The organism is Salinarimonas chemoclinalis, from assembly GCF_041514305.1.
In the GTDB taxonomy this organism is placed as follows: domain Bacteria; phylum Pseudomonadota; class Alphaproteobacteria; order Rhizobiales; family Beijerinckiaceae; genus Salinarimonas; species Salinarimonas chemoclinalis.
The window spans coordinates 186,678-204,478 of the sequence record NZ_JBGMWH010000001.1 but is presented as its reverse complement, the minus strand read 5'-3'; the positions used below and the strand labels follow the sequence as shown (position 1 = coordinate 204,478).

Annotated in this window: 16 protein-coding genes; 5 read left to right on the top strand and 11 right to left on the bottom strand. The window is 70.1% G+C overall.

Going from position 1 to position 17,801, the window contains the following annotated elements; all coding sequences use genetic code 11:
- Positions 1-19: 19 nt before the first annotated feature.
- The 7 genes from AB9M23_RS01000 to AB9M23_RS00970 all read right to left on the bottom strand — a co-directional run bounded on the left by AB9M23_RS01000 (position 20) and on the right by AB9M23_RS00970 (position 8,523).
- Complete coding sequence (locus AB9M23_RS01000; RefSeq protein ID WP_372421752.1) at positions 20-1,648, bottom strand: ABC transporter ATP-binding protein; 1,629 nt, start codon at positions 1,646-1,648, stop codon at positions 20-22.
- Positions 1,645-2,130, bottom strand: a complete 486-nt coding sequence (locus tag AB9M23_RS00995; protein WP_372421751.1) for a type II toxin-antitoxin system VapC family toxin — start codon at positions 2,128-2,130, stop codon at positions 1,645-1,647. Before AB9M23_RS00995 ends, AB9M23_RS01000 begins: the two co-directional genes overlap by 4 nt.
- Positions 2,120-2,341, bottom strand: coding sequence for a hypothetical protein (locus tag AB9M23_RS00990; protein WP_372421749.1), 222 nt, complete (start codon positions 2,339-2,341; stop codon positions 2,120-2,122). The genes AB9M23_RS00995 and AB9M23_RS00990 overlap by 11 nt, the downstream gene beginning before the upstream one ends.
- Before the next feature lie 34 nt (positions 2,342-2,375).
- Entirely contained in the window at positions 2,376-3,542 is a 1,167-nt protein-coding gene (locus AB9M23_RS00985) for an ABC transporter permease (protein ID WP_372421747.1), read from the bottom strand.
- Position 3,543: 1 nt separating this feature from the next.
- The gene (locus AB9M23_RS00980; RefSeq protein WP_372421745.1) at positions 3,544-4,638 is read right to left on the bottom strand and encodes a microcin C ABC transporter permease YejB; all 1,095 of its coding nucleotides are present in this window, start codon (positions 4,636-4,638) and stop codon (positions 3,544-3,546) included.
- Positions 4,639-4,720: 82 nt separating this feature from the next.
- Complete coding sequence (locus AB9M23_RS00975) at positions 4,721-6,643, bottom strand: extracellular solute-binding protein (protein ID WP_372421743.1); 1,923 nt, start codon at positions 6,641-6,643, stop codon at positions 4,721-4,723.
- Positions 6,640-8,523, bottom strand: coding sequence for an extracellular solute-binding protein (locus AB9M23_RS00970; protein ID WP_372421741.1), 1,884 nt, complete (start codon positions 8,521-8,523; stop codon positions 6,640-6,642). The genes AB9M23_RS00975 and AB9M23_RS00970 overlap by 4 nt, the downstream gene beginning before the upstream one ends.
- A gap of 239 nt (positions 8,524-8,762) precedes the next feature.
- Between AB9M23_RS00970 and AB9M23_RS00965 the strand changes: the two genes are divergently transcribed.
- Together AB9M23_RS00965 and AB9M23_RS00960 are read left to right on the top strand one after the other, a co-directional pair.
- Positions 8,763-9,560 carry a VWA domain-containing protein gene (locus tag AB9M23_RS00965; RefSeq protein ID WP_372421739.1) on the top strand — a complete coding sequence of 266 codons (798 nt, stop codon included), beginning with the start codon at positions 8,763-8,765 and terminating at the stop codon, positions 9,558-9,560.
- 40 nt (positions 9,561-9,600) lie between these two features.
- Positions 9,601-10,326 carry a DnaJ domain-containing protein gene (locus AB9M23_RS00960; RefSeq protein WP_372421737.1) on the top strand — a complete coding sequence of 242 codons (726 nt, stop codon included), beginning with the start codon at positions 9,601-9,603 and terminating at the stop codon, positions 10,324-10,326.
- Positions 10,327-10,452: 126 nt separating this feature from the next.
- Here AB9M23_RS00960 and AB9M23_RS00955 read toward each other — a convergent pair whose 3' ends face one another.
- Positions 10,453-12,075, bottom strand: coding sequence for a serine hydrolase (locus tag AB9M23_RS00955; RefSeq protein ID WP_372421735.1), 1,623 nt, complete (start codon positions 12,073-12,075; stop codon positions 10,453-10,455).
- 309 nt (positions 12,076-12,384) lie between these two features.
- On the opposite strand from AB9M23_RS00955, the gene AB9M23_RS00950 reads away from it, so the two are divergent.
- The 3 genes from AB9M23_RS00950 (at position 12,385) to AB9M23_RS00940 (ending at position 15,264) form a co-directional block, all read left to right on the top strand.
- Positions 12,385-12,717, top strand: coding sequence for a phasin family protein (locus AB9M23_RS00950; protein ID WP_372421733.1), 333 nt, complete (start codon positions 12,385-12,387; stop codon positions 12,715-12,717).
- Between the two features lie 131 nt (positions 12,718-12,848).
- Positions 12,849-13,379, top strand: a complete 531-nt coding sequence (locus AB9M23_RS00945; RefSeq protein WP_372421731.1) for an L-2-amino-thiazoline-4-carboxylic acid hydrolase — start codon at positions 12,849-12,851, stop codon at positions 13,377-13,379.
- A gap of 184 nt (positions 13,380-13,563) precedes the next feature.
- Positions 13,564-15,264, top strand: coding sequence for an acyl-CoA dehydrogenase family protein (locus AB9M23_RS00940; RefSeq protein WP_372422592.1), 1,701 nt, complete (start codon positions 13,564-13,566; stop codon positions 15,262-15,264).
- 51 nt (positions 15,265-15,315) lie between these two features.
- On the opposite strand, the gene AB9M23_RS00935 is transcribed toward AB9M23_RS00940, so the two are convergent.
- The 3 genes from AB9M23_RS00935 to AB9M23_RS00925 all read right to left on the bottom strand — a co-directional run bounded on the left by AB9M23_RS00935 (position 15,316) and on the right by AB9M23_RS00925 (position 17,691).
- Complete coding sequence (locus tag AB9M23_RS00935; RefSeq protein WP_372421729.1) at positions 15,316-15,519, bottom strand: hypothetical protein; 204 nt, start codon at positions 15,517-15,519, stop codon at positions 15,316-15,318.
- Positions 15,520-15,616: 97 nt separating this feature from the next.
- Entirely contained in the window at positions 15,617-16,054 is a 438-nt protein-coding gene (locus AB9M23_RS00930) for an acyl-CoA thioesterase (RefSeq protein ID WP_372421727.1), read from the bottom strand.
- An 11-nt stretch (positions 16,055-16,065) separates the two neighbouring features.
- Entirely contained in the window at positions 16,066-17,691 is a 1,626-nt protein-coding gene (locus tag AB9M23_RS00925) for a fumarate hydratase (protein ID WP_372421725.1), read from the bottom strand.
- Positions 17,692-17,801: the final 110 nt, after the last annotated feature.

Genomic DNA, 17,801 nt, shown 5'->3' with positions numbered 1-17,801 from the left:
GCAGGGCGAGGAACCCGCCTCACTCCCGCACGACGTCCGGCCGCGCCTCCAGCGCGAAGGCGGCGGCGAAGAGCGCGCGCGTGTAGGCGGTCTCCGGGGCGTCGAAGACGCGGTCGGCGGGCCCCTCCTCCACCACGACGCCGTTCTGCATGACGACGACGTGGTTGGCGAGCGCGCGGACCACCTTGAGGTCGTGGGAGATGAACATGTAGGCGAGCTTGCGCTTCTTCTGCAGATCGCGCAGCAGATCGACGATCTGCGACTGCACCGACATGTCGAGCGCCGAGGTCGGCTCGTCGAGCACGACGAAGCGGGGCTCGAGCGCCATGGCGCGGGCGATGGCGATGCGCTGGCGCTGGCCGCCGGAGAACTCGTGCGGATAGCGGTCCATCGCCGCCGGGTCGAGGCCGACGTCGACGAGCGCGCGGGCGACGATCTCGCGACGCTCCTCCAGCGACAGCCGGCTGTTCATGACGAGGAGCCCCTCCTCGACGATCTGCGCCACCGAGAGGCGCGGCGAGAGCGAGCCGTAGGGGTCCTGGAAGACGATCTGCATGTCCTTGCGGTAGGGGCGCACGCGATTGGACTTCAGCCCGTCGAGCCGGTCGCCCAGGAAGACGACGGGCCCCTCCGAGGAGATCAGCCGCAGCATGGCGAGGCCGAGCGTGGTCTTGCCGGAGCCGGATTCGCCCACCACGCCCACGGTCTCGCCGGCACGCACACGAACGCTGACCCCGTCGACGGCCTTGACGTGCCCCACCGTGCGGCCGAGGAAGCCGCGCTTGATCGGGAAATGCACCTTGATCGGCCCGGCCTCAACCAGCGTCTCGGCGTCGGCCGGCACCGGGTCGGGCCGCCCCCTCGGCTCGGCGGCCAGCAGTCGGCGGGTGTACTCGTGCTGCGGGTCGTCGAAGACCTCGGCCACCGGGCCGTGCTCGACGATCTTCCCCTGGAGCATGACGCAGACCCGATCCGCCACCTTGCGCACGATGCCGAGATCGTGGGTGATGAACAGCATCGCCATGCCGAGGTCGCGCTTGAGCTCGGCGAGCAGCGTCAGGATCTGCGCCTGGACGGTGACGTCGAGCGCGGTGGTCGGCTCGTCGGCGACGAGGAGGTCGGGGTCGTTGGCGAGCGCCATGGCGATCATCACGCGCTGGCGCTGTCCGCCGGAGAGCTGGTGCGGATAGGCGTCGAGACGGGACGCGGCTTCGCGGATGCCCACCCGCTCGAGCAGCTCCAGCGTCCGGGCGCGGGCGTCCTTCTCGGACAGCTGCCGGTGGATCCGCAGGATCTCGCCGATCTGCCGCGAGATGACGTGCAGCGGGTTGAGCGACGTCATCGGCTCCTGGAACACCATGGTGATGTCCGCCCCGCGCACCTTCATGATGTCCATTTCGGAGGCGGCGAGCAGGTCCTTCCCCTTGAACAGGATCTCGCCCGAGGGATGCGAGGCCGTGGGGTATTGCAGCAGCTTGAGGATCGACAGCGCGGTCACCGACTTGCCCGACCCGGACTCGCCGACGAGCGCCACCGTCTCGCCCTCGGCGATGTCGAAGGAGACGCGGTCGACCGCGAGCGTGGTGCGCCCGGCCTGGGTGAAGGCGACGGAGAGGTCGCGCACGGAGAGGAGGGGGGTGGTGGTCATGGTGTCTCGGTCAGGAATGATGCGAGCGCCGGTGGGTCAGGTCGCAATCCGTCGATGCCGACCGGCAGCCGGATGCGGCCATCCCGCGCGAGGAAGGTTCCGCAGCCGGCGCGAATGGCGGTGACGACATGAATTGCGTCCGGAAGAAAATTTCGGCGATCCGGCGCAGCGACAGCCTCCTGCTTTGCGGCGGCTCGATAGTCGGCCGTCTCCATCAGAACGGCGCGGTCGACCGGTAGAAGCTCCACCAGCCGTGAGAAGACCAGAAGATCGAGGTAGGTTCTCGAGAGTGCGACATCACCTTCGCGCTTTGGACGAACCAGGATCTCCGCGAGGGTCAATTCGCTCGTGCAGGCCGAGAGCCGCTTCGCTTCGACTGCGTCGAACAGACGACCCAGCGCATCCGAGGTCTCGCCTTCTCGCGCGATCAGCTCGATGAAGACGTTCGTGTCGACGTAGAGGCGCCGTCGATCAAAGCTCACGGCCGGACCATTCGGCACGCAGGGACCGCACATGCTCATCGATCTCGTCGGAAGAGGCGTAATTGTTCTGCCGCCGAGCCAGAATGTCCTTCAGCGTGGGGCGGGGCTCCACGGTGAGTTCGAGAGTCACGAGCGCGTCGGGATCGAGCCCCTCGCGCAGGTGCTGCGGGAGTTCGGCGACTGGAATATGCTGTTTCACGACCTTGTTCATCTCTCGCTCCTCCAAGCGCCACCCTACACCGGCCTCACGTGAACGTCTTCCTCGGGTCGAAGGCGTCGCGCACCGCCTCGCCGACGAAGATCAGCAGCGAGAGCATCAAGGCGATGACGAAGAAGCCGGTGAGGCCGAGCCAGGGCGCCTGCAGGTTCGCCTTGCCCTGGGCGAGGAGCTCGCCGAGCGAGGGCGAGCCCGGCGGCAGGCCGAAGCCGAGGAAGTCGAGGGAGGTGAGCGTCGTGATCGAGCCGTTGAGGATGAAGGGCAGGAAGGTGAGCGTCGCCACCATGGCGTTGGGCAGCACGTGCTTCCACATGATCCTGGCGTCCGAGACGCCGAGGGCGCGCGCGGCGCGGACGTATTCGAAGTTTCGCGCGCGCAGGAACTCCGCGCGCACGACGCCCACCAGGGAGACCCACGAGAACAGGAGCAGGATGAACAGCAGCACCCAGAACGTCGGGGTGATCACCGAGGCGATGATGATCAGGAGGTAGAGCGACGGGATGGCCGTCCAGATCTCGATGACGCGCTGGAAGACCAAGTCCACCCAGCCTCCGAAATAGCCCTGCACCGCGCCCGCCATCACGCCGATGACGGAGGAGGCTATTGCGAGGATGAGCCCGAACAGGACCGAGATGCGAAAGCCGTAGATCAGCCGCGCCAGCACGTCCCGGCCCTGGTCGTCGGTCCCGAGCCAGTTGGTCTCCAGCTCGTCGCAGGTCTCGACGCCGATGCGCTCGACGGCCTGGGCGCATTGCGCGTCGTCGAGCATCCAGGTCGGCGGGGCCGGTGCGGGGACGGGCAGGTTGAGATTGTGCGTCGTGTAGTGGAACCGGATCGGCGGCCAAACCATCCAGCCGTTCGCCTCGATCTCCTCGGCGATGAACGGGTCCCGATAGTCGGCGACCGCGAGGAAGCCGCCGAACTTCTCCTCCGGGTAGTCGACGAGGATGGGGTAGAGCAGCTCGCCCTTGTACATGGCGAGGATCGGCTTGTCGTTGGCGATGAACTCGGCGAACAGCGTGACGACGAACAGGACCATGAAGATCCAGAACGACCACAGCCCGCGCTTGTTCGCCTGGAAATTCTCGAGGCGTCGCCGGTTGATGGGCGTGAGGTTGAACAGCCCCTTGCTGGTCACGGGCGGGGCGAGGCGTTCCCCTTCGAGCGGCTTCCTGAGATCGACGGCGACGTTCATCTCACACCTCCCGCGTCTCGAAGTCGATGCGCGGGTCGATCCAGACGTAGGTCAGGTCCGAGATCAGGTTCACCACGAGGCCCAGGAGCGAGAAGATGTAGAGCGTCGCGAACACGACCGGGTAGTCGCGGTTGACGATCGCCTCGAAGGACAGGAGGCCGAGCCCGTCGAGCGAGAAGATCGTCTCGATCAGGAGCGAGCCGGCGAAGAAGGCGCCGATGAAGGCGCCGGGGAAGCCGGCGATGACGATCAGCATCGCGTTGCGGAAGACGTGGCCGTACAGCACCTGCCGCTCCGAGAGCCCCTTCATGCGCGCGGTCATCACGTACTGCTTGCGGATCTCGTCGAGGAACGAGTTCTTGGTGAGCAAGGTCGCGGTGGCGAACGCGCCGAGCGCCATGGCCGTGATCGGCAGGGCGATGTGCCAGAGGTAGTCGAGCACCTTGCCGACGAGGGAGAGTTCGCTCCAGTTGTCGGAGGTGAGCCCCCTCAGCGGGAAGATCTGCCAGAACGAGCCGCCGGCGAAGAGCACGATCAGCAGAATCGCGAACAGGAAGCCGGGAATCGCGTAGCCGACGATGACGATCGCCGAGGTCCACCAGTCGAAGGGCGTGCCGTCCCGCACCGCCTTCTTGATCCCGAGCGGGATCGAGATCGCGTAGGACAGGATCGTCATCCACAGCCCGAGCGTGATCGAGACCGGCAGCTTCTCGACGATCAGGTCGATTACCGTCACGTCGCGGAAATAGCTCTCACCGAAGTCGAAGCGGATGTAGTTCCAGATCATCAAGCCGAAGCGCTCGTGCGCCGGCTTGTCGAAGCCGAACTGCGCCTCGAGCTCGGCGATGAACTGCGGGTCGAGCCCCTGCGCGCCGCGATAGGTGGAGGTCGTATCGGCCCCGGCGCCGCCGCCCATCGTGTCGCCGCCCCCGCCGGAGAAGCGCGCGGTCGCACCGACGTCGGTTCCCTGGATCTGCGCGATGATGCGCTCCACGGGCCCGCCGGGGGCGAACTGGATGATGACGAACGAGATGAGCATGATCCCGAACAGGGTCGGGATCATCAGGAGCAGGCGTCTCAGGATGTAGGCGAGCATCTGATCCGTTCACTGGAAGGGTCGCGCCGGAGCACGACGTTACGTCAGGCACGCCGGCGGCGAAAGGCGCGCCGATCCGCCGTCATCCACGCCGCCGGTTCGCGCGCGCCGCCCGCTCCGGGTCGAACCACCAGGTGCCGAAGCCGGCCTGCGCGTAGCGCGGCGGGCGCTCGGGCCGACCGAACTCGTCCCAGTAGGCGATCCAGTCGACGGGATTGTACCACATCGGCATGGTGTAGCGCCCCGCGCGCAGGATGCGGTCGAGGGCGCGCCCCGCGGCGCTCGCGTCCTCGGGGTTCTGCGCCCGCGCGCCGATGGCGATGAGCGCATCGATCGCAGGATGCGCGATCCCCGCGTAGTTGCGGCTACCGGGCTGGTCGGCCGCCTGCGAGCCGTACAGTGACAGGAGGCTCTCGCTCGGATAGAGCCCGCCGGTGAAGGCCGAGACGACGGCATCGAAGTCGAAGTCGAGCAGCCGTCGCTGGTACTGCGCGGCCTCCGGCAGGACGATCGCGCCCGCGATCCCGAGCAGGCGCAGCGTCGAGACGTAGCGCTGGAAGTGCGGCTGGAAGAGCGCGGTGCCGATCATGAACTCGATGCCGAACGGCTCGCCCGTCGGCAGCAGGAGATCGGTCCCCCGCCGCGTGCAGCCCGCCTCTGCCAGCAGCGCGCCGGCGCGGCGCAGCTGCTCCCGGTCGCGGCCCGAGCCGTCGGACACCGGCGGCACGACCGGCTCGCCGAACACCTCGGGCGGGAGCGAGTCGCGCCAGGGCTCGAGCAGCGCGAGCTCCTCGGGCGTCGGCAGGCCCTTCGCCTCGGACGGGCTGAACTTGAAGTAGGAATCCTGCCTCTCGTAGAACGAGTACATGATGTCGCGGTTGATCGACTCGAAGTCGAAGGCCTGCATCAGGGCCTCGCGGATGCGCGGATCGGCGAACTTGGCGCGCCGCAGGTTGAAGTTCAGAACCTGGACGCCGCCGGGTCGCTCGTGCGGCACCTCCGCCTTGACGACGCGCCCCTCGCGCACGGCCGGGAAGGCGTAGTCGTTGGCCCAGATGCGCGAGGTCGACTCGACGCGGAACGTGTACTCCCCGGCGCTGAAGCCCTGGAAGCCCACGTCGCGGTCGCGGTAGTAACGATAAGTCACCCGGTCGAAGTTGTTCACCCCACGGTTGACAGGCAGGTCCGCGCCCCAATAGTCCGGCACGCGCTCGATCGTGACGAAGCTGCCCTGCCGGAAGTCGCCGATCCGGTAGGGGCCCGAGCCGAGGATCGGCTCGAGGGTCGAGGCCTGGAAGTCGCGCCCCTCGAACCAGGCGCGCGAGAAGACGGGCAGCCCGGCGACGAAGAAGGGTATGTTGCGTGAGCGGCCCGGCGCGAAGCGCACCTCGACGAGACGGTCCTCCAGTGCCTCGGCGCCCTCGATCTCGGCGAGGACGAGCCGCAGGATGTTGTGGCCCTGCTCCTTCAACGTCGTGATCGAGAAGGCGACGTCCTGCGCCGTCACGGGCGTTCCGTCGTGGAAGCGCGCCTGCGGGCGCAGCCGGAAACGGAAGGCGAGCCCGTCGCGCGAACGCGCGACGCTCTGGGCGAGCAGGCCGTAGACCGCGGTGGGCTCGTCGCCCGACCCGGCCATCAGGCTGTCGAAGGTCGATTCGACGCCGGTGGCGCCGATGCCGCGGTCGACGTAGATGTTCAAGGTGTCGAACGTGTTCTCGCCCTGATTGTAACTTCGCGTCGGGACAAGACCCGACGCCTCGCCGCCCTTCGGCGCGTCGGGGTTCACGTAGGGAAAGTGCGGGAAGTCCGGCGGCATGGCGAGGTCGCCGAAGAGCGACATGCCGTGGCGCTCGACGAAGTCCTCCTCGGCCTCCCCGACCGCGCTCACCGCCTCCCACGCCGCACCCGCGACGCCGGGAAGCGCGAGCGTCCCGGCGACCGCCGCGACGCCCTGGAAGAGCCCGCGGCGGGTGATCCCGCCACCCAGCGCCGTACCGTGCCTCATCGAGCAGCCCTCGTCTCGCGCGCCATCTCGGCGTCGTACCACCACACCGTCGGGAAGGCCGCGCCCGCGTAGCGCGGCATCGTCTCCGGGTGGGAGAAGCGGTTCCACCGCGCCGTGCGCTGCTCCCCGAGATACCAGTGGGGAATGACGTAGTCGTTGTGCAGGAGCACGCGGTCGAGCGCCCGCGTCGTGGCGACGAGCTCCTCGCGCGTCTGCGCCCGCACCAGCCGCTCGATCAGCTCGTCGATGACCGGGTTCTCGATCCCCGCGATGTTGTCCGACCCCGCGACGCCAGCGGCCCGCGAGCCCCACATGTCGCGCTGCTCGTTGCCGGGCGAGAGCGACTGCCCCCAAAGGTGCGTCACGATGTCGAAGTCGAAGCCGCGCAGGCGGTTCTGGTACTGCGCGCTGTCGACGATGCGCACGTCGAGCCGGATTCCGAGGCGCCCGAGCGCCTGCGCGTAGGGTAGCGCGTAGCGCTCGTGCGAGGGCAGGTCGAGCAGGAGCTCGATGTCGAGGGGCTCGCCCGTCTCGGCATTCACCCGCCGGCCGCCCTCGACGACCCAGCCGGCCTCGCGCAGCAGGCGATCGGCCTCGCGCAGGTTGTCGCGCCGCGCCGTGGCGTCGCCGCTCGTGGGGTTGGTCCAGACCTCGGTGAAGACGGCGTCGGGGATGCGGCCGCGGTACTCCTCCAGGATCTCGAGCTCGCGCCCCTCCGGCAGGCCCGAGGACGCCAGATCGGTGCCCTCGAAGAACGAATCGATGCGCTCGTAGGCGCCGAAGAAGATCGTGCGGTTGATGTCCTCGAAGTCGAAGGCGTAGTTCAGCGCCCGGCGCACCCGCTCGTCGCGGAAGCGCTCCTGGCGCAGGTTCGGCACGAAGGCCTGCATGCGGCCCGAGGCGAGCATCGGGAACGTCTCGAGCACGACGGCGCCGCGCCCGCGCGCCGGGAAGTCGTAGCCCTGCGCCCAGTCCCGCGCCGAGACCTCGGTGCGAAAGTCGTACGCGTCGCCCTTGAACGCCTCGAGCATCACCGTCTCGTCGCGGAAGTACTCGTAGCGGATCGTGTCGAAGTTGTACTTGCCGACGTTCGTCGGATGATCGACCGCCCAGGCGTCCGGCACGCGCTCGTAGGTGATGCTGCGCCCGGGGCTGTAGTCCGCGAGCCGGTAGGGGCCCGAGCCGAGCGGCGGCTCGAGGCTGGTGCGGTCCGCGGACCGGGACGGATCGGTCCACCAGTGCTCCGGCAGCACCGGGAGCTGGCCCATGATCTTCGGCAGCTCCTTGTTCCCGGCGGTCGAGAAGCGGAAGGTCACCTCGCCCTCCGCGGTCTCCTCCGCCCCGACGACGTCGGCGTAGTAGCTCCTCATCATCGGGCTCGACGCCTTCAGCGTCTCGAAGGACCAGATCACGTCCGCGACCGTGATCGGCACGCCGTCGTGCCAGCGCGCGTTCGGATCGAGCCGGAAGGTGACGCTCGAATAGTCCTCGGGAAAGCGCATCGCCTCGGCGATCAGGCCGTAGTCGGTCAGCGGCTCGTCCATCGAGGGCGTCATCAGGGTCTCGTAGACGAGCCCGAGGCCGGCCCCGAGAGTGCCGCGCACGCCCGCCAGGATGAAGTTGAAGTTGTCGAACGTGCCCATCGCGGCCAGCCGCGCGAGGCCGCCCTTCGGGGCGTCCGGGTTCACGTAGTCGAAATGCGCGAAGCCGGGTTCGTATTTCGGCTCCCCGATGAGGGTCGCGGCGTGGCGCCACGCGCCGGCGTCGGCGGCGCTGCCGTCGGAGGTCTGGGCCTGCGGCGCGAGGGGTGCGCAGAGGCCGAGCGCGAGAACGGCGGCGGTCAGGAGGCGTCTCGTCAAGCGATTCCTCACGGCTGGCATGGGCGTGGATGCGAGTATGGTGAGAGCATGGGATGCTGTCCACATTCGGGACGTCGCCGTTTCGCATGGTGCTCGAAATCGTCGCACCCCGCGGGGAGAGCGGGGCGCGGCCCGCGCGAGACCCGCGTTCCGCCCGGATCTCGCCCGCGGCGGCCGCCGCCGCGATTGCATCCGCGGTCGCGCTCGCCAAATCTCGGGCTGGACCGCATCCAGCCTGCGGCGCGACGGGGAGGGACGCCATGAGCACCGGCGAGACGAAGAAGGGTGGAGCCGTGACCGGGCGCGGCGAGACGCGCCCCGGCGCCGCCGCGCGCCCCGGCGCGATCGACGCCTTCCTCGACGACGCCCGCGCCCTCGCGCCGGCGCCGCCGCGGGAGGGCCGCGGGCGGCTCGTCTTCGCCCTCGACGCCACGATGAGCCGCCAGCCGACCTGGGACCTCGCCTGCGGCCTGCAGGTGCAGATGTTCGAGACGGCCTCCGCGATCGGCGGGCTCGACGTGCAGCTCCTGTATTTCCGCGGCTTCGGCGAGTGCCGCGCCTCGCGCTGGGTGGGCGAGCCCAAGGCGCTCACCGGGCTGATGAGCGGCATCGAGGTCCGCGGCGGCCAGACGCAGATCGCCCGCGCGCTGGGGCACGTGCGCAAGGAGGGCGAGGCCGGCCGCGTCGACGCCTTCGTCTACGTGGGGGACGCCTTCGAAGACGAGATCGACGCGGTCTGCGCCCGCGCCGGCGAGCTCGGTCTCCTCGGCGTCAAGGGATTCGTCTTCCAGGAGGGCGGAGATCCGGGCGCCGAGCGCGCCTTCCGCGAGATCGCCCGGCTGACCGGCGGGGCCTATGCGCGCTTCGACGCGGCGGCGCCCGGCACGCTGGCCGGCCTCTTGCGCGCGGCCGCGGCCTATGCGAGCGGCGGACGCGACGGCCTCGCGCGGCTCGCCGCCCGCGAGCCGCAGGCGCGCCGCCTCCTCGCCGACATGGGAGGCCCTTCGGGAGGCCCTTCGGGAGGCCCTTCGGGAGGCGCCTCGGGAGGCGGAGCGTGACGAGACGGGGCGTCGAGGACGGAGGCCGCGGGACGCAGCGATGATCAACCTCATTTACGGGCTCGGCGCCGTGCTCGCCTTCTGGTGGCTGATGCGCGCCTTCGCCAGGTCGAACCCCAAGGACCTCTCGCGCCTGGTCAAGCGCGTGGGCGGCGGCGTGCTCATGGCCGTGTCGCTCCTCCTCGCGGCCCGCGGGCGCTTCGAGATGGCGATCCTCGTCAGCGGCTTCGGCGCCTGGCTGCTCGGCTGGAGCCTGCCCTGGGCGCGCGGCATCCCGGGGCTCGGCGGCGGGGGTGGGAGCAAGTCGTCCGGCCAGGTGTCGCGGGTACGCTCGGCGCTCGTCGAGATGGAGCTCTCCCACGACACCGGCGACATGGACGGCACCGTCCTCGCCGGCTCCCTCGCCGGAGAGCGCCTCTCGCGGCTCGACGAGGCCGCGCTCCAGACGCTCTACCGCGAGGCCGTGGCCTCGGACCCGGACGGCGTGCGCCTGCTACAGGCGTATTTCGACCGCCGGTTTCCCGGATGGCGTGAACACGCGCAGGGAGACGCCGACGCGGGGGCGGCTCGCGAGACGAAGCCGGGAACGATGACGGAAGAGGAGGCCCACCAGATCCTGGGGCTTGAGCCGGGGGCGGATGCCGAGGCCGTTCGCCGCGCGCATCGGAGCCTGATGATGAAGCTCCACCCCGACCAGGGGGGCTCGACCTATCTCGCGGCCCGGGTGAACGAGGCCAAGGAAGTCCTTCTGAGCAGACATCGCTGATACTCCACGCGCGATGAACCTGAAGACGGGTGAACGCGAAGACGTCCTTTCGGCGAGCGGACGAGTTTCGGGGAGGAGGTCGCCCGCCGCCGACGGGGCGGCGGGACGCTCCCGGGAAGGTGCGCGTCAGCCGCGCACGGCGAAGCAGTCGAAGCCCTTGCTCTCCAGCAGCCGGCAGGCGTCGCGCGCGGTCTGCTGGTCCTCGAAGCCGGTGAAACGGGCGCGATAGAGCGTGGCGCCGTTCGACTGCACCGCCTCGGTGAAGGGCGCGGCGGCGCGCAGCGGGCTCCCGGCGCGCGACTGGGCGCGCTGGAGGAGATCGAAGGCGGCGTCCTCGGTCGGCGTCGCGGCGATCTGGATCACCCACTCGGTGAGGGCGTAGGTGCGCGCGGGCGGCGTCGCCGCCTCGGGCAGGGGGATCGTCGCGTCGGCGGAGGCCACGACGATCTCCTCGGTGACGGCTTGCGGCTCGGTGTCGCCGACGGGCGCGTTCGCCGCGACGGGCGCCTCGTCGCGCGCCGGCATCGGCGGGAGCGGCGCGGCGATCGTCGACGCGGCTGCCACGGCGACCGATGCGGGGACCACATCGGAGACGGAGGCGGTCTCGCGCACGTCGGGGATCGGCGCGGGCGGCAGCGGCACGCCGGCCGGCCCGGGCTCGCGCACGGCGGCGAAGGCGCTCGCGGAGGCGGGGACCACGCCGCCGTCGGCACGCAGCGATCCGGGGGTCACCGTCGTGTCGCCCGCCGCCGTCGCGACCGCGGGGCGCATGCGGGTGAGGTCGAGGGGCTGGCCGGGAGCCGCCGAGGCGACGAGGACCGGCGGATCGATGTCGGCGGGGCGGCGCGGCGGCACCGCGGCGACGACCGTGCCGTTCGGCCCGAGCATCATCGGAGTGCGGCGGGCACCCGCATAGGCGCGCGGCAGCCAGCGCTCGACGAGGCGCCCGACGATGCCGTCGCGGTGCGCGCCCGACCGGCCGCCCATGACGATCGTCACGATGTGGCGGCCGTTCGCCTTGGCGTTCGTCATCAGGTTGAAGCCGGAGGCGCGGATGAAGCCGGTCTTGATGCCGTCGACGCCCTCGACCCGCCCGAGCAGGCGGTTGTGATTGCGATGGGTCGTGCCGGCGAAGGCGAAGCTGCGGCGCTGGAAGTAGCCGTAGTAGCGGGGGAAGCGGTCCTGGATGGCCACCGCGAGGGTCGCCATGTCGCGCGCCGTCGTCACCTGCCCGCTGTTGGGCAGGCCGTGCGGATTGCGGAAGGTGGTGTTGGACATGCCGAGCTGACGGGCGCGCTCGGTCATCTGCCGTGCGAAGTTCTCGACCGAGCCGCCGAGGTTCTCGGCGACGACCGCGGCGACGTCGTTGGCAGACTTCGTCACGAGGGCGAGGATCGCAGCCTCGACCTGGATGGTCGAGCCCGCACGCACGCCGATCTTCGAGGGTGGCTCCGCGGCCGCGCGGGCCGAGACGCGCAGGGGGGAATCGAGCTGCAGGCGCCCGGATTCCAGCTGCTCGAACAGCATGTAGAGCGTCATGACCTTGGTGAGCGACGCGGGGTACCGCCGCGCGTCGGCGTTCTCCGCGTGGAGCACCTCGCCGGTCTTCACGTCCATCACGAACGCGGCGTAGGGCGGGTTGTAGGCGGCCTCGGCCCGGGGAACGTGGACCAGGAGAGCCGCGAGCCCGCACAGGAGCATCGTCGCGAGCAGGAGCCCGCGCTCGGCGAAAACGCTACGCTTTACCATCGAAGACCGTCCCCGTATCTCGGTCGTGAACTCGAACGTTGTCGGTCAGCCCATCCCCGGCGCGTGACTGGCGCGCCACGATGTCAATCATGAGGCAACCGCGGTTACGGAGGGGTTAAGCCCACGATCGGGAATTCCGCGGATATGTTGCACCGCACAATAAACTTGACATCGATGTTGCAGTGCACATATCAATCCTCGTCGCGGATCGGTCCGCGGCGCGGGGCCGCCCTCGCCCCCGGGTGACGGGGCGGCGCTCGATCGGGGACATGCCAGACGCGGCGCGCAATGCGCCGGAGGAACACGACCATGATGAACCAGTTCGACGATTTCCAGAAGCTCGGCAAGGAGAACATGGACGCCACGATGAAGGCGCTCGGCGCGTTCTCCATGGGCGCCCAGCAGATCGCCGTCGAGTCGACCGACTTCGCCAAGAAGTCCTTCGAGCACTCGACCGCGACGCTCGAGAAGCTCGTCGGCGCCAAGACGCTCGACAAGGCGATCGAGATCCAGACCGACTACGTCAAGTCGGCCTACGAGTCGATGGTCGCCCAGTCCAGCAAGATGGGCGAGCTCTACGCGAACCTCATGAAGGACGCGATGAAGCCCGTCGAGGCGATGATGGCGAAGCCCGCCAAGTGATCCGACGGGCCCGGGCGCGACGCGCGCCCGGGCCGTCCCGCCATCGTCGAGACGCCCGGCCCCGCGGCCGGGCGTTTCGCGTTTTCCGCGCCATCCGATAGGCTCCGCGCCGCAGCACGACGGAGCCAGGCATGCCGGACGACACGAGAGACGCCGCCACCGACCCAGCCACCATCCCCGTCCTCGTCAAGCGCCGTCTCCAGGCCGAGGTGATCGGGCCGATCTTCGCAGAGATGGTCGCCGCGCTCGGCGAGGAACAGGCCTCGGCCATCCTCGACTCGGCGATCCGGAAGGCGGCGATCGCGGAAGGGCGGCGCTTCGCCGAGGCGGCGGAGCGCGAGCGCGGCGGCACCTCGATGGCGGACTTCATCGCCCTCTACGAGAACTGGACCCGCGGCGGCGCGCTCGAGGTCGAGGTGCTCGAGGCGAGCGACACGCGCTTCGACTTCGACGTCGTGCGCTGCCGCTACGCCGAGACCTACAGGGAGATGGGGCTCGGCGCCGTGGGCCACCTGCTCTCGTGCAACCGCGACGGCACCTTCTGCCAGGGCTACGACCCGCGCATCCGCATGGAGCGCGAGACCACGATCATGCAGGGCGCGCCCCGCTGCACCTTCCGCTACAGCTGGGTGGAGGCCGACGAGGCGGACGCGGGCGGCTGAGCGGCGGCACCGAGCGACCTCCTCCCTTCGTCGCGTGACCCTGCGCCGCGCTTGGCACCCCCCCGCCTCCGACCAAAGTGCGGATCACAGACGTGGACGCACGCGTTATGCTGCATCGCGAGAGATCACGGCGCCCTGCCGAGCCCGATACCCTGACGCCTTCGAGGAGGTGCCGATGAACGCCATGCCCGCCATCGCCGAGACGCACGGCGCAGAGACGCTCGGCTCCGACGCCGCCGCCGACCTCCCCGCGCTGCTGCGCGGCGCCGCAACGGCGGTCGACGCCATCCTCGCGGAGGCGACGCGGCGCGTGCGCGCGCGGGTGATCGAGAACGGCAAGGTCTCGGCGGCCAGGATGGAGGCCGAGCAGCACGCCACCCACGGCCTCGCCTGGCTCGCCACTTACGCCCAGGCGATCCGCGAGATCGCCGCCTATGCCGAGCGGCTCTCCGAGGACGGGCGCTTCGGCGAGGTCGAGGCGCTGGTGAGCCGCGTCGCCGCGGGCGAGTACTGCGCGCAGGTGCTGACCGGCATCCCGATGAGCCAGAGCGAGATCGTGCGGCTCTCCGCGCTCGGCCTCTCGGCGAAGGACGTTGCGACGTTCGTCACGCCCGCGCTGGAGCGGCTCGTGGAGGGCGGCAACACGCCGCAGGCCCGCGCCCGGCTCGTGACGCTCGTGCGCGAAGGCCAGGGCTCCGCCACCGTCGGCGATGCCGGCCTCGACGAGACGCTCGAGGCGATCCGCAGCGAGATGCGCCGCTTCTCGCAGGCGGAGGTCGAGCCGCACGCGCACGAATGGCACCTCGCCAACGCCTACATCCCCTACGAAGTCGTCTCGAAGATGGCCGAGCTCGGCGTCTTCGGGCTCACCATCCCGGAGGAGTACGGCGGGCTCGGTCTCTCCAAGGTGTCGATGTGCGTCGTCTCCGAGGAGCTCTCGCGCGGCTACATCGGCGTCGGCTCGCTCGGCACCCGCTCGGAGATCGCCGCCGAGCTGATCCTCGGCGGCGGGACGGACGAGCAGAAGCGCCGCTTCCTGCCGGGCATCGCGTCGGGCGAGATCCTGCCCACCGCCGTCTTCACGGAGCCGAACGTCGGCTCGGACCTCGCCTCGCTGCGCACCAAGGCGACCCTCGACGGGGAGGTCTGGCGGGTGAACGGCAACAAGACCTGGATCACGCACCCGGTCCGCGCCGACATCATGACGATGCTCGTGCGCACGAAGCCCGAGGAGCCCGGCCACCGCGGCCTCTCGATCCTCATCGGCGAGAAGAGCCGCGGCAGCGACGAGACCCCCTTCCCGGACGAGGGCCTGTCCGGCGGCGAGATCGAGGTGCTCGGCTATCGCGGCATGAAGGAGTACGAGCTCGCCTTCTCCGACTTCGCCGTGCCGGCGCAGAACCTGCTCGGCGGCGTCGAAGGCCAGGGCTTCAAGCAGCTTATGGCGACCTTCGAATCGGCCCGTATCCAGACCGCGGCGCGCGCGGTGGGCGTCGCCCAGGCGGCGATGGACGTGGCGTTGCGCTACGCCGAGGATCGCGTCCAGTTCGGCAAGCCGCTGATCGCCTTCCCGCGCGTCGCCGACAAGATCGCGCTGATGGCCGCCGAGATCCACGCGGCGCGCCAGGTCACCTACTTCTCGGCCCGCACCAAGGACGAGGACAAGCGCTGCGACCTGGAGGCGGGCATGGCGAAGCTGCTGGGCGCCCGCGTCGCCTGGTCGGCGGCGGACAACGCGCTGCAGATCCACGGCGGCAACGGCTTCGCGCTGGAGTACCCGGTCAGCCGCATCCTCTGCGACGCCCGCATCCTCTCGATCTTCGAGGGCGCCGCGGAGATCCAGGCCCAGGTCATCGCCCGCCGGCTGGTCGACGCGGCGGAGTGAGCCGTCGCGGTTCTCCCCTCTCCCTCGTGGAGAGGGGAGCTCGCCCAGCGGTCAGTCCGAACCCTTGGTGGTGCGCGTGAAGGACGGAGGGTCGGACGCGGGGAAGCTGTCCTCCAGCGCCTCGTCGATCATCTCCTCCTGCTCCTCGCGGGTGTGCGGCTCCGGCGTGAGGCCCGCCTGCTCGCGCTCGGGCGTGGGCACGCCCTCGGGCTTCGTAGGGTCGTCGGTGGCCTTGGTCTTCTGCGGGTCGCTCATGGTCTGCCCCTTTCGCGGGTGACGAGATGCACCGTCAACGCACGAGGCCCCGGTCGCGGTTTCGCACGATCGTGCGAGCGCAGGCGCGCGGCGCGCGTCACCCCACGACCAGCCGCTCCATCGCCGCCCGCGTTGCTCCCTCGAACGCCACCGGCCGGCGGGTGCCCGCATCGATCGCCACGCACACGCCGGCGGCGGTCGCCGCACGGCGACCGCCCGAGAAGATCGCCTGGGAGAGCGTGAACGAGGTGCGGCCGATGCGCGAGAGCCAGGTCGCCGTCTCGACCGTGCCGGGGTAGTGCAGCTCGGCCTCGAAGGCGATCTCGAGCTTGACGATGACGAAGGCGACCCCCGCCCGCTCCGCCTGCGGCAGGCGCTCGCGCAGGTACGTGACGCGCCCGGATTCGCACAGTGTGGCGTAGACCACGTTGTTGACGTGGCCGAGCGAGTCGCAGTCGGAGAATCGCAGCACGTCGCGGGCGATCGCGACGCGCGGGTCGGCGGCCAGCGCCGCGAGGTCGGGCCCGTCGGCCATCGCGGATCGCCTCAGCCCAGGTTCAGCTCGCGGAAGAAGTCGTTGCCCTTGTCGTCGATGACGATGAAGGCGGGGAAGTTCTCCACCTCGATCCTCCAGATCGCCTCCATGCCGAGCTCGGCGTATTCCAGCACCTCGACCTTCTTGATGCAGTCCTGCGCCAGCCGCGCGGCCGGGCCGCCGATCGAGCCGAGATAGAAGCCGCCGTGCTTCTGGCAGGCCTCGCGGACCTGGGAGGAGCGGTTGCCCTTGGCGAGCATCACCATCGACCCGCCCGCCGCCTGGAACTGGTCGACGTACGAATCCATCCGCCCCGCGGTGGTGGGGCCGAAGGAGCCCGAGGCGAAGCCGTCGGGCGTCTTCGCCGGGCCCGCGTAGTAGACCGGGTGGTCCTTCAGGTAGGCCGGCATCGGCTCGCCGGCCTCGAGCCGCTCGCGGATCTTCGAATGGGCGAGGTCGCGGGCGACCACGATGGGTCCCGTGAGCGACAGGCGCGTGCGGATCGGGTGGCGGCCGAGCGCCGCCAGGATCTCCGGCATCGGCCGCGTCAGGTCGATCTCGACCACGTCTCCGCCGAGGCTCGCCTCGTCGACCTCGGGCATCCACCGGGCGGGATTCGTCTCGAGCTGCTCGAGGAAGACGCCGTCGCGGGTGATCTTGCCCAGCGCCTGGCGGTCCGCGGAGCACGACACGCCGAGCCCGATCGGGAGCGAGGCGCCGTGGCGCGGCAGGCGGATCACCCGCACGTCGTGGCAGAAGTACTTGCCGCCGAACTGCGCGCCGACGCCCAATTGCTGCGTCATGGCGTGGATCTCGGCCTCCATCGCGAGATCGCGGAAGGCGTGGCCGGCCTCCGAGCCCTCCGTCGGCAGGCCGTCGAGATAGCGCGTCGAGGCGAGCTTGACGGTCTTGAGCGTCTGCTCGGCGCTGGTGCCGCCGATCACGACCGCGAGGTGGTAGGGCGGGCAGGCGGCGGTGCCGAGCGTGAGGATCTTCTCCTTCAGGAAGGCCATCAGCCGATCCTTCGTGAGCAGCGAGGGCGTTCCCTGGTAGAGGAAGGTCTTGTTGGCCGAGCCGCCGCCCTTGGCGACGAAGAGGAACTCGTAGGCGTCCTCGCCCGCGGCGTAGATGTCGATCTGCGCCGGGAGATTGTTCTTGGTGTTGCGCTCCTCGAACATCGACAGCGGCGCGAGCTGCGAATAGCGCAGGTTCTTCTTCTCGTAGGCGCCGAGCACGCCCTCCGCGATGGCGTCCTCGTCGGCGCCCTCGGTCCAGACGAGGCGGCCCTTCTTGCCCATGACGATGGCGGTGCCGGTGTCCTGGCACATCGGCAGCACGCCGCCCGCCGCGATGTTGGCGTTCTTGAGGAGGTCGTAGGCGACGAAGCGGTCGTTCGCCGTCGCCTCCGGGTCCTCGAGGATGGCGGCGAGCTGCTTCAGGTGGCCGGGCCGGAGCAGGTGGTTGATGTCCATGAAGGCCTCCTCGGCGAGGCGCCGGATGGCGTCGGCCTCGACGACGAGGATCTCGCGATCGCCCATCCGCTCGACGCGCACGCCCTCGTCGGTCAGCCTGCGGTAGGGCGTCTCGTCGGGGCCGAGCGGGAACAGCGTGTTGCGGGAAGCGGTCTGTGCGGCCATGGTCGTGCGTGTTCTCGGCTCTGGCGTGCGCCCCGCGGCCGGGCCGGCCGCGTCTCGTCGCAGTCGCGTCATAGAGCCTGCCCGGCGCGATTCCAAGCCGGAGCCGCCCT

Bases quoted from the DNA above. Each gene is read 5' to 3' on its own strand.
- AB9M23_RS01000 (WP_372421752.1), bottom strand. From the start codon at position 1,648: ATGACCACCACCCCCCTCCTCTCCGTGCGCGACCTCTCCGTCGCCTTC.
- AB9M23_RS00990 (WP_372421749.1), bottom strand. From the start codon at position 2,341: ATGAACAAGGTCGTGAAACAGCATATTCCAGTCGCCGAACTCCCGCAG.
- AB9M23_RS00985 (WP_372421747.1), bottom strand. From the start codon at position 3,542: ATGAACGTCGCCGTCGATCTCAGGAAGCCGCTCGAAGGGGAACGCCTC.
- AB9M23_RS00980 (WP_372421745.1), bottom strand. From the start codon at position 4,638: ATGCTCGCCTACATCCTGAGACGCCTGCTCCTGATGATCCCGACCCTG.
- AB9M23_RS00975 (WP_372421743.1), bottom strand. From the start codon at position 6,643: ATGAGGCACGGTACGGCGCTGGGTGGCGGGATCACCCGCCGCGGGCTC.
- AB9M23_RS00970 (WP_372421741.1), bottom strand. From the start codon at position 8,523: ATGCCAGCCGTGAGGAATCGCTTGACGAGACGCCTCCTGACCGCCGCC.
- AB9M23_RS00965 (WP_372421739.1), top strand. From the start codon at position 8,763: ATGAGCACCGGCGAGACGAAGAAGGGTGGAGCCGTGACCGGGCGCGGC.
- AB9M23_RS00960 (WP_372421737.1), top strand. From the start codon at position 9,601: ATGATCAACCTCATTTACGGGCTCGGCGCCGTGCTCGCCTTCTGGTGG.
- AB9M23_RS00955 (WP_372421735.1), bottom strand. From the start codon at position 12,075: ATGGTAAAGCGTAGCGTTTTCGCCGAGCGCGGGCTCCTGCTCGCGACG.
- AB9M23_RS00950 (WP_372421733.1), top strand. From the start codon at position 12,385: ATGATGAACCAGTTCGACGATTTCCAGAAGCTCGGCAAGGAGAACATG.
- AB9M23_RS00945 (WP_372421731.1), top strand. From the start codon at position 12,849: ATGCCGGACGACACGAGAGACGCCGCCACCGACCCAGCCACCATCCCC.
- AB9M23_RS00940 (WP_372422592.1), top strand. From the start codon at position 13,564: ATGCCCGCCATCGCCGAGACGCACGGCGCAGAGACGCTCGGCTCCGAC.
- AB9M23_RS00935 (WP_372421729.1), bottom strand. From the start codon at position 15,519: ATGAGCGACCCGCAGAAGACCAAGGCCACCGACGACCCTACGAAGCCC.
- AB9M23_RS00930 (WP_372421727.1), bottom strand. From the start codon at position 16,054: ATGGCCGACGGGCCCGACCTCGCGGCGCTGGCCGCCGACCCGCGCGTC.
- AB9M23_RS00925 (WP_372421725.1), bottom strand. From the start codon at position 17,691: ATGGCCGCACAGACCGCTTCCCGCAACACGCTGTTCCCGCTCGGCCCC.